General features: G+C 63.6%; 8 protein-coding genes. All 8 read left to right on the forward strand.

Translation table 11 applies throughout. The features are described 5' to 3' along the window. Positions 1-144: 144 nt before the first annotated feature. Positions 145-1,329: a thiolase family protein gene (locus tag G9373_RS43260; protein ID WP_005569617.1), complete on the forward strand. Its 1,185-nt coding sequence runs from the start codon at positions 145-147 to the stop codon at positions 1,327-1,329. A 63-nt stretch (positions 1,330-1,392) separates the two neighbouring features. Further along, positions 1,393-2,655: a bifunctional 3,4-dihydroxy-2-butanone-4-phosphate synthase/GTP cyclohydrolase II gene (locus G9373_RS43265; protein ID WP_167120988.1), complete on the forward strand. Its 1,263-nt coding sequence runs from the start codon at positions 1,393-1,395 to the stop codon at positions 2,653-2,655. 414 nt (positions 2,656-3,069) lie between these two features. Beyond that, positions 3,070-5,427, forward strand: a complete 2,358-nt coding sequence (locus G9373_RS43270; RefSeq protein ID WP_005265367.1) for a LuxR C-terminal-related transcriptional regulator — start codon at positions 3,070-3,072, stop codon at positions 5,425-5,427. 941 nt (positions 5,428-6,368) lie between these two features. Continuing rightward, positions 6,369-7,541, forward strand: coding sequence for an LLM class flavin-dependent oxidoreductase (locus tag G9373_RS43275; protein WP_005265368.1), 1,173 nt, complete (start codon positions 6,369-6,371; stop codon positions 7,539-7,541). 29 nt (positions 7,542-7,570) lie between these two features. Continuing rightward, positions 7,571-7,966, forward strand: a complete 396-nt coding sequence (locus G9373_RS43280; protein ID WP_005265369.1) for a RidA family protein — start codon at positions 7,571-7,573, stop codon at positions 7,964-7,966. 386 nt (positions 7,967-8,352) lie between these two features. Further along, positions 8,353-9,432, forward strand: coding sequence for an LLM class flavin-dependent oxidoreductase (locus tag G9373_RS43285; RefSeq protein ID WP_043791289.1), 1,080 nt, complete (start codon positions 8,353-8,355; stop codon positions 9,430-9,432). 132 nt (positions 9,433-9,564) lie between these two features. Continuing rightward, entirely contained in the window at positions 9,565-11,058 is a 1,494-nt protein-coding gene (locus G9373_RS43290; protein ID WP_005265371.1) for an aldehyde dehydrogenase family protein, read from the forward strand. A gap of 158 nt (positions 11,059-11,216) precedes the next feature. Continuing rightward, on the forward strand, positions 11,217-11,408 hold a 192-nt coding region (locus tag G9373_RS43295), incomplete at its 3' end, for an aldehyde dehydrogenase family protein (RefSeq protein ID WP_167120990.1).

Below are 11,408 nucleotides of genomic sequence, written 5' to 3' on the forward strand. Positions count from 1 at the left end.
CGAATGTGACGATGGGCGGGTACGGTGCCTCGTTCTACGGTGACCTGCATGTGTGTGGTGCTGCGCCGTTGGATTTCTTCACCGATCAGAAGCTGGTCGTCACACGATGGTGAGCACTATGCGGCGAGCCAGTGGGAACGCGACATGAACTCCGCGATCGTCATCGACGCGGTCCGGTCGCCGATGGGCCGAGCCCGCCCGGCTGGCGCACTGGCCGGCGTTCATCCGGTCGAGCTGCTGGCGCAGGTGGTTTCCGCGCTGGTGGAGCGAACGGCGGTGGATCCCGGCGAAGTCGACGATCTTCTGGTCGGGTGTGTCACGCAGTCGTCCGAGCAGTCCGGCAACATCGGGCGGATGGCGTGGCTGGCGGCGGGGCTGCCGGAGCAGGTGCCGTCCGTGACCATCGAGCGCAAGTGCGGCTCCGGTCAGCAGGCGTTGCAGTTCGCGGCGCAAGGCGTGATGGCGGGGTCCTACGACATCGTGATCGCGGCCGGCGTCGAGTCGATGAGCCGCGTGCCGATGGGATCGAATCGTCAGGGCGCGGATATCTACGGTCCCTCGGTGAACGAGCGGTACGCTCCAGGACTGCTACCCCAGGGCGTCGCAGCCGAACTCATCGCGCACCGGTGGAATCTCGACCGGAAACAACTCGACGAGTTCGCGGCGCGTTCACACCAACTCGCAGCACGGGCGGACTCCTCAGGTGCTTTCGTGCGCGAGATCGTGCCCATTCGCGTGCCGGCCACGGAAGAGACGGTGTACCGGGACGAGACCATTCGTCCCGGTACCACCCTCGACTCGATCGGAGCGCTGACACCGTCCTTCCGCACCGAGGAGTACGCCGATCGGTTCCCGGAATTGCGATGGCATGTCACACCGGCGAACTCGTCCCAATTGACCGACGGCGCCAGCGCGGTGCTGATCGCCAGCGAACGGGCGGCCAGGCGAATGGGCTGGCGTCCCCGGGCCCGACTCCGGTCCTTCTACGCCTGCGGTGACGATCCGTTGATGATGCTGACGGCGCCGATCGCGGCGACACGGGAGATTCTGGCCCGGACCGGCCTGGCGATCGATCAGATCGATCACTTCGAGGTCAACGAGGCCTTCGCCTCGGTGCCGCTGGCGTGGCAGTCGGATCTCGAGGTCGACATCGACCGCCTGAATCCGCGAGGGGGAGCGATCGCGCTCGGTCATCCGCTCGGAGCGACTGGTTGCCGGTTGCTGACGACGATGTTGCACGCGATGGAAGACGCCGACCAGCGACGCGGGTTGCAGACGGTGTGTGAGGCGGGCGGCATGGCGAACGTACTCATTCTGGAAAGAGATTGACGGGTGCGGGACGCCCTTCCCAGAGCGTCCCGCCCCTCCCATCGAGAAGGCAGGAGCACTCCCATGAGCGACAGAGTCCGTCTGGACAGTGTGGAGCGGGCGATCGCCGACATCGCGGCCGGTAAGGCGGTCGTGGTCGTCGACGACGAGGACCGGGAGAACGAGGGTGACATCATCTTCGCCGCGGAGAAGGCCACACCGGAGCTGATGGCGTTCACCATTCGGTATTCCAGTGGGGTGATCTGTGTGCCGATGACGCCTCAGATGCTCGACCGGCTGGATATTCCGTTGATGACTCCCCACAATCAGGACCGGATGCGCACGGCGTACACGGTGTCGGTGGACGCCGCCGATGGTGTGAGCACGGGGATCTCTGCGGCCGATCGGGCACGGACGGCTCGGGTGCTTGCCGATGCGGGTTCGGTGCCGTCGGATCTGACGCGGCCCGGTCACGTATTCCCGCTTCGCTACCGCGAGGGCGGGGTGTTGGTGCGTCGCGGCCATACCGAGGCCGCGGTGGATCTGGCCAGGATGGCGGGGTTGGCCCCGGCCGGTGTGCTAGTGGAAGTCGTCAACGACGACGGCACCATGAAGCGGGCTCCTGAACTGCGGGACTTCGCTGACACGCACGGTCTGGCGATGATCTCCATCGACAGTTTGGTGGGATACCGGCGCCGGCACGAGTTGCTCGTGGAGAGGGTCGCGGCGACCCGGCTGCCGACACGGCACGGCGACTTCACTGCCTTCGGATATCGCGTGGAAATCGACGGAACCGAGCACATCGCGCTGGTGCACGGTGCCGTCTCGGATACCGGCCCGGTGCTGACGCGAGTGCATTCGGAGTGCCTGACCGGTGACGTCTTCGGCTCGTGTCGCTGCGATTGTGGGCCGCAACTGACCGAGGCGATGGAGCGGATCCGGCGCGAGGGCCGCGGTGTGGTGATCTATCTGCGTGGGCACGAAGGGCGCGGCATCGGACTGGCGGCGAAGCTGCAGGCCTACAGTCTGCAGGACTTCGGCCGGGACACCGTCGACGCGAATCTGGATCTCGGTCTGCCGATTGATGCCCGGCATTACGGGACGGCTGCGCAGATCGTGCGAGATTTGGGTATCGGGTCGGTGCGATTGCTGACGAACAATCCGCAGAAGGTGACCTGTCTGCAGGATGCAGGCATCGAGGTCGCAGCACGTGTTCCGCTACTGCCGCGGCCGAACAACCACAATCTCGGTTACCTGCAGACCAAACGGGACCGGATGGGACACGACCTCCCCGACCTGTGCCCGGCGGCTCCCGTGACGGAGCGCGGTATCGCCGCCTTCGGCTGAGCAACAGCCCGGCTCGTCACAGCAAACGAAAACGTCGGCCGGGTGCGCTGCGTGCTTGCTCGATCGGATCGGAACGCCCGCCGTGAAATCGGACTACCAGCCGACCGTTGGAATCGGAACAGATAATCCGTTCACGAGGGAACTCGCTCGCCGCATCCGACGACCGGGTCGACGCGTGAATCTCGCGGGACTGGCGATCACCGCGGTGACGCCCGCAGTCGAGCGGGCCAGGGGAGTTGAACTCGCCGTCACCAGGCTGTAGAACGTACATCGTATAGCGGGCACGATTTGTCAAGAGGTGGCGCATGACTGTACGGCCGACTTCTTTCGGATTGACCGACCGGCTCGGCGCATCGGACGCGCCCGTCAATTCAGCCTCCTGCGTAATGTGCCGGTTCGATAATGGATGCCGCCATGCCCGAAAGTGAGCCCCCCGCGGACATCGGAGTGCATGCCAAGTCCAGGCGAGGCAAATCCGGAAATCTTCCACTGGACCTGACCAGCTTCGTCGGCCGTCGGCACGAGCTGGCAGACACCCGCAAGCTGCTGTCCGGATCGCGGCTGGTAACTCTCATCGGCGCCGGCGGCGTGGGCAAGACCCGGCTCGCCCTGCGGATTGGCGACGTTTCACGCAGGACATACGACGACGGTGTCTGGTTCGTCGAACTGGGTGAACTACACGACGGGGACCTGCTCGGGCAGGCTGTGTCGGGTGCGCTGGGTTTACAGGATCACTCCGTCCGGCCGCCCATGACTGTACTCACCGAACAGCTGGCGGAAAAACGGATCCTGTTAGTCCTGGACAATTGCGAGCATCTAGTCGAGGCAGTTGCAGGTGTGGCACAGGTCGTACTGCGGACGTGCCCGGGTGTCCAAATCCTCGCCACGAGCCGTGCGTCTCTCGACATTCGTGGGGAGGTAGTGGTTCGAGTACCTCCCCTGTCGCTGCCGGAGCTGACGCGATCGACGGCGACGCTTCGCGAGATTTCCCGATATGACGCGGTGACCCTGTTCGAGCAGCGTGCGGGCGCCGCAGTGCCGGGTTTCAGGCTCACCGAGGACAACATGGGCACGGTGGCTGAAATCTGCCGGCGTCTGGAAGGCCTGCCCTTGCCGATCGAACTGGCGGCGGCACGATTGCGGGCGATGTCGGTCGAGCAGATAAGAGAGCGCCTCGGCGACAGACTCCGACTTCTCACGCTAGGCGGCAGAGGAACACCGACGAGGCAGCAGACCTTGAGGTTGTGCATCGACTGGAGCTATGACCTGTGCTCGTCGCAGGAACAGTGGTTATGGGCTCGGCTGGCGGTGTTCGCCGGTGGTTTTGAGCTCGACGCTGCCGAGGGGGTCCTCGCCGCGGACCCGCCAGACGGAGAGTTACTCGATCTGCTCACGTCCCTGATCGATAAGTCGGTCTTGATCCGCGAAGAGGTCGGGTCGGTGGTGCGGTATCGACTGCTGGACACGATTCGCGAATACGGACGAGAGAAATTATACGAAGCCGGCGGATACTGGGACCTTCGAAAAAGGCATAGAGATTGGTACGAGCAACTCGTGCTCCGCGCGAAGACCGAATGGATCGGTCCGCTGCAGGTGGAGTGGATCGCCAGACTGGAGCGTGAGCAGCCGAATCTGCGCGACGCCATGGAGTTCTGCCTCAGCGAGGACGGCGAGGCAGAAACGGGCATGCGCATCGTCACCGGGATGTATCAATTCTGGTTCGTGCGAGGGTTGTTCAGCGAAGGCCGTCACTGGCTCGATCGTGCACTCACAAGTCAGGAAGGTCAGCAACCCTTCGACCGGATCGAGGCTTTGTGCACCAGCAGCATGCTGGCCGCGTTGCAGGGCGACGTTGCCGCCGGCACCGTATCGACGGACCAAGCACGACTGCTGGCTGCCCGGGTCGGGGGTGCCGACCTCGATGCGTTGGTCGCTTTCGCGGAGGGGTGCCTCGCCGTCTCCGACGGAGAGGTTCGGAAAGGTATCGCCAGCCTCGAGAACGCGATCAACGTCTTCCGTCCCGAAGGCGATCTCAACCAGCTGGTGCCGGCACTGGTCTGGCTGGCGCTCGCCTTCGAGATGACCGGCGACATCCAGCGAGCTACAGAGAGCTACGAGGAGCTCATTGCGCTCACCGAGTCGCGGGAGGAAATAATATGGCGAGCAATGGCGCTGTGTGACTATGGTTTCGCGATGTGGCAGCACGGAGAACGTGAGCGTGGAACCGCGCTCCTCGAGGACGGTTTGCGGCTGTCCCGGAAGGTGGGAAGTCAGCTGAGCTACGCCTGGGCGCTCGAGCAATTTGCGTGGACCGACGTCGGACAGAGGCCGGAACGGTCCACGGTGCTGCTGGGCGCTGCGGACGTACTGTTCAGCGCTACCGGTGGTCGCGCACCCGCTCTCACAAACACTGCCACTTTGCACGAGAAGTCTCGGCAGCACGCTCGAACCTCTCTCGGTGAGAGAGCATTTGAGGCCGCAATGAAGCGAGGCGCAGCACTGAGCGCGGACGAGGCGGTTGCCTACGCGTTGGGTGAAGAAGCGCGGGCCGAGGTGCCCGCGACGACTGGCGAGGCCCTCAGCCTCACCCGACGCGAGCAACAAGTGGCTGAACTGGTCGCCGAAGGACTGAGTAACAGGGCAATTGCCGACCGGCTTGTAATTTCCCAACGCACCGTCGAAGGTCACGTCGAGCACTCCCTGGTCAAACTCGGCTTCACCTCGCGTACGCAACTTGCCGCGTGGGTCCACGAACAGAAACCCGGCTGCTGAGCCACCTTCTCGTCCGAGCTGGGGCTGATCCGAGAACGGACCGTCCGCACGGCGAGTGCGCGTCTTTGGTGATCCCAATCGACGCGCTGACAGGCGGCAAAGCCGCGCGTGGCAGGTCCGGGGGAAGTGGCTGGTCCGAAGTGCCGGTGTGCGGAGTGTCAGCCGGCCGCGCAAGACGTGAGAGTCGCCCGGAGGGTCCGCCCGGGCTTGCCGTCGACTGTCGTTGACCAGCCGGCAGTCAAAGCACTCGGCTTCGGGTACACGCCCTTCCAGTAGGTGCAGGTGGATTCCATCACCACCCGCCGCACGTGCCAGTGCCGCAACCGGCCATCATCACCAACAACGTGCGGTGGCCGTGCGGTAACCGCGCAGCTCCGGCATTCGCCTACCGGGCCGCTTGTGGGTGCGGCACCCGCACACACGCCTCGAGAACGGCCTTGCCGAGATCCAGCGCCGCGACCCGTTCCACTAACAGTTCGACATCGGCGACCCATCCATGACGAAAGTCGTTCCCACAAAACCGATTGCATGAACGCCGCCGCCCGCAGGAACCGAACAGTTCACACCGATATTCGGGGCTTACCGGCGCCAAGAATGATCGACCTCGGTGAGAGACCGCACCCGATCTTCCCGCGTGCGCCCGCGCCCCAGGAAGGGGACCAATGAACTGACATGGGCGGGTGGCCACTGCCGACCAGCCGGCGACCTGGGCATACCACGGCACCCACCCTCACCATGCCCACCTACGTAGTACGCGGGTACAGCCAATAGGTAGCGGATAGGTAATTTCCCGCTGGCACCAAGGCGTGGCTGCAGCGATTCTCATGTGATGGGCATCACCTGAACGGTTGGGCCACCGAGGTCAGCCTTCGGGTACGGGCTTGGACAGCAATGCGGTCCTTGTCCGAAATATGGGCGAGAGCCAATGAGCTTGGAGTGAAATGAAGATCGATCTGCTGTATGCGTTGACGAATCGTTCGGGCGAGTTGTCCTGGCATGAGGTGCTGGAGGCGACGCGGCGTCATGCCGTGATGGCGGACGAGTTGGGGTTTGACCGGATTTGGCTGGGTGAGCATCATTTCGACACCGATGGGACGGATGCGAGCCCGAATCCGATCATGTTAGCGACGGATCTGGCCGCTCGGACGAACCGGATCCGGTTCGGGATGGCTGCGGTGTCGCTGACGTTGTGGCATCCGTTGCGGGTCGCGGAGGATCTTGCGTTGCTCGATCACTTCAGCGAGGGCCGGTTGGATGTGGCGTTCGGTCGCGGGATCCTGCCGATCGAGGTGATGAACCTCAATCCTGCAGCGAGTCGGTGGAATGGTTCGGACAACAGCCGGGCGATCTTCGAGGAGAACCTGGAGATCGTCCGCAGGATCTGGACGGAGGATCTGTTCAGTTGGTCGGGAGAGCGGTACACGTTCCCGGAGCCGCGGACGAAGTTCATTCACTCGCCGGGGGCGCCGATGCCGGAGGGCTGGGTCGACGAGCAGGGCCATCTGAAGGCGTTCGGGATGACGCCGCAGCCGTTCCAACAGCCGATGCCGCCGTTGTTCGCGGTGACCGAGTCGGTGGAGGGGTTCCGTGGTGCGGCGCAGAAGGGTCTCAAGCCGATTACCTGGTATCCGACCGGTCAGGTGCTGCGCAATCTGCTCGACCTCTATCGGGAGGAGAAGGCGGCTGTCACCGGCGCGACGCCGGACCTGGGGGAGGATGTCGGGGTGCTGCGACTGTGCTACGTCGCCGAGACCGATGAGCAGGCGCGTCGGGTCACCGAGGCGAGTGTGGTGGAGTTCTTCGAGTTCGTATGCCGGGTCCGTGGCATCGGGGTGTGGCTCGACGCCGACGAGGATCCGGAAGATCCGCGGTTCAAAGAGATGGATCCGTTCGATCTGCTGATGGAGCGCGATCACCTGATGATCGGCTCGGCGGCGAGTGTGACCGAGAAGATGACCCGGCTGACCAGGTCGCATGGCATTCAGAATTGGTTGCTGCAGATGGGCTTTCCCGGTGTGGCACATGACGAGGTGGATCGTTCCCTCGAGTTGTTCGCGGCCGAGGTCATGCCTGAGATGCGCAAGCTCGACTCCACCCTCGCGGCTGCCCAGTGATCGACGAAGCCCTCACGGAAGGAATACTCATGACGGAATACCTCAACCCAGGCAACCTTTCCTACCCTCGATTCGGAATGAATCCGGGTGTGGCGACAAAGGACTACGTGTTCTGCGGCGGCATGGCGCTGGATCTGGAGACGCTGGTGCGTAAGCCGGAGGCCGACACCATCGCGAACGAGACGAAGATCGCGCTGGAGGAGATCCAGGGGATCCTCGAGACTGCCGGCTGCACGCTCGGGGACGTGGTGAAGACGACCTGTTACCTGGCCGACGATTCGTATCGCAAGGAGTTCTGGACCGCGTACACCGAGGTCTTCGGGGAGGGTCCGTACCCGGCGCGCACGACGCTCGTCGTCGGCATCGCCGGCGACTGCCGCGTCGAGATCGACGCCGTCGCGCTCCGGCCACGGAACCAGGGGTAGAACCCCGCGAAGAAAATGTCGGGGTGTGCGAGCGACAAGTCGTCGACCCGACGCACAACTCGACCCCGAAGTCATCGGTGAGATCGCTCGCCCGGAACAGACAAAATCTGCACCAGCACACGAAGCGCCCCGCCGAATGAGCCGCCGTCGAAGTCAGCACGGTGCCCAAACTGCACGCTGAAGCTATTCAGCTTCCTACAGGGTTCTGCGACGACCACGGCGCGACATGACGGCGACAACAGCTCCAGTCCCCACCTAACACCGTCCTGCCCAGGACGCCCGAATCCGAAGTCTTGTCCTAGTCGGATTGCCCTCGAATCAGAGGCTCCGCGCATTATTCGACCGATCCGTGAGAAGGCGGGTCGCTAAAGAGAGGAACACCTGCGATGGAGTTCGGTATTTTCATTCCCAGTGCTCGGAATGGTTACATCATTTCTGAGGCTGCTCCACAGTATTCGCCGACGTACTCGCACATGAGGGAGATCATTCAGGCGGGTGAGGAAAACGGGTTCTCCTTTGCCCTGTCGTTGTCGGCGCTGCGCGGGCACGGTGGCACGACGGGGTTCTGGGACGACGCACTGGAGTCGATGACACAGATGGCTGCCCTCGCCCGGGACACGACGACGATGAAGCTGATTGGCTCCGTCAATATTCTGGCGATCCATCCGGCGATCGCGGCGCGGATGGCGGTGACGATCGACCAGATCAGCGAGGGGCGTTTCTCACTCAACATCGTTCCCGGCGGATGGCACCCCCGTGAGCTCGAGGTCATGAATGTGTGGCCAGGCTATGAGTACAACAACTACCGATGGGAGTACGCGGGTGAGTACTGCCAGGTGGTGCGCGAGCTCTGGGAGAACGGCGTCTCAAACTTCAAGGGCAAGCACTTCCAGTATGACGATCTGCGGATGGGCCCGAAGCCAGACAATCACGTGAACATCGTGTGTGCCGGCGCCTCGGACGACGCCATCGCATTCACCACGAAGTACGCCGACTACTCGTTCCGCCTGGCCTGGGGAGGCGTGGACGCCCTCGAGGAGGTCGTGGGCAGGTTCAACGAACAGATGGAGGACGCGGGGCGGACCATTCGGCCGTTTGTGGCATTGGGTGTTGTCCTCGCTGACACCGACGAGGAAGCGGAAGCAAAGCTGCAGAGCTACATCGACACCCCGGATCGGGGTGTGATGGAGTACATGATCGGGCAGGCATCCACCGATTCCGCCAAGGGCGGCACCTCAGAGATCCTCGCCGGGGTCGACGCCAAGGGATTCGTGCAGTTTTCGACGGATTTCATCACCGGTTCCCCGGAGAGTATCGCGCGCCAGCTCGACGAGTGGGCCGAACTCGACGTCGCTGGATTCATGCTGATCTTCCCGGACTACGTGGAGGACATCAAGCGGATGGGTCGTGAGGTGTTCCCGCTGATGAAGAACTTTACCGCGGTGCAGGCGCTGCAGAACGCCTGACTTTCCCGCGCCGCGAGCTCCCAAATGCGGGCCGCCACATGATCTGGCCAGGCTGTGTGGCGGCCCAGGGCGGCACCTTCCGTTGTGAGAGTGCCGAGAACCTGTCAATGCGATGAAAATAAGGATGGAACCATGTCCACAACGCTGCTCAGTGAAGAACTGAGGACGAACATCAAGAAGGCCGAGAGGATGCTGATCGGCTTTGAGTGGGTCGACGCGTCCACTGCCGAAACGATCGCGGTGGAGGATCCCGCGACCGGAGAGGTCGTTGCTCATGTCCCGGCCGGTAACGCCCAGGATGTCGACCGCGCGGTCTCGGCTGCGTGCGCAGCATTCCGCGGACCGTGGCGCCGGCTGACTCCTCAGGAACGTGGCCGACTGCTGTGGAAGCTGGCGGATCTGATCGAGGACCGTGCGCAGGAGTTCGCAGAGTTGGAGTCGCTGGATGCGGGGATGACGATCGGCGAGGCCAGATACGTCGATGTGGCGTTCTCGGTCGATGTGTTGCGGTATTACGCGGGATGGCCGACCAAGATCACCGGGGACACGATCCCGGTGTCGTTTCCGACGAACTTCGGCGGCCCCTATCATTCGTACACGCTGCGTGAGCCCCTCGGTGTGGTGGGGTGCATCGTGCCGTGGAATCTCCCTTTGATGATGGCGGTCAAGAAGATTGCGCCGGCGCTCGCGACGGGAAATACGGTGGTTGTCAAGCCGGCCGAGCAGACTCCGCTGTCGATCGCACTGCTGGGGGAGTTGGTGCTGGAGGCCGGTTTCCCCGAGGGTGTCTTCAACTATGTCACCGGATACGGGGAGACGGTGGGGGCCGCCTTGGTCGAGCACCCGGACGTGAACAAGATCAGTTTCACCGGCTCGGGTCCGACAGGGAAGGCGATCATCAAGGCGGCCACGGGCAACCTCAAGCGCGTCTCCCTCGAACTGGGCGGGAAGTCACCGAATATCATCTTCGGCGACGCCGATCTGGGGAAGGCGATTCCGTCGGCCGCGCTGGCGATCTTCGCCTGCCAGGGTGAGAGTTGTGTCGCCGGGTCGCGTCTGTACGCGCACCGCTCAGTGTTCCAGGATGTGGTCAACGGGCTGGTCGAGGCGGCTGACAGCATCCGGTTGGGCCGCGGCTTGGATGCGGCGTCGCAGATGGGTCCGCTGATTTCGGCGGAGCACCGGGACCGAGTGCTCGGTTTCATCGAACTCGCCCGCAGCGAGGGAGCCGAGATCGTCACCGGCGGCTCTGCGTGGGGGAGCGAAGGCTATTTCGTCGAGCCCACCGTCTTGGCGAACGTCGGCTCGGACTCGAAAGTCCTGCGGGAGGAAATCTTCGGTCCGGTTCTGACGATTGTGCCGTTCGACACCGAGGACGAGGTGCTGGCGCTGGCGAACGATTCGCACTACGGACTCGGTGCGGGGGTGTGGACCCGGGACCTCGGCCGCGCGCACCGCGTGGCCGCGGGAATCGAAGCGGGTCAGGTGTGGGTGAACTGCTATCAGACGGTGGATGCGGCGTTGCCTTTCGGTGGGCACAAGCAGTCGGGGTTGGGGCGGGAAACCTGCAAGGAGAGTCTCGACGAATATCTCGAGCTCAAGACAGTCGTCGTCGATCTGTCGTAGACCACGGGCACATATGGCTCCATAGTCGTCGGTGGCGCCGATGCGGGGTCGTAGCCGCCCACGTCTGACCGAGGACCCGCAGGTGTCGGTCTTGCCGGTCGCGGTCGTCGGCGGCACCTACCAACGATTTTCGAGTAGTGAGGGTTTGAATAGTGACAATGACCGATGTGGATTTGACGGCTACGTGTTTGATTGGTGGTCGGTGGGTGCCGGGGTCGGGAGCGGATGCCATCGAGGTGTTCAATCCTGCGACGGGGCGGGTGATTACGGAGTTGGTGCCGGCGTCGATTGAGGATGCGGAGGCGGCTGTGGTGGCTGCGTCTCGCGCTTTCGCCGACTGGGGTTCGCGG

The organism is Rhodococcus sp. A14, from assembly GCF_011603105.1.
In the GTDB taxonomy this organism is placed as follows: domain Bacteria; phylum Actinomycetota; class Actinomycetes; order Mycobacteriales; family Mycobacteriaceae; genus Rhodococcus_F; species Rhodococcus_F opacus.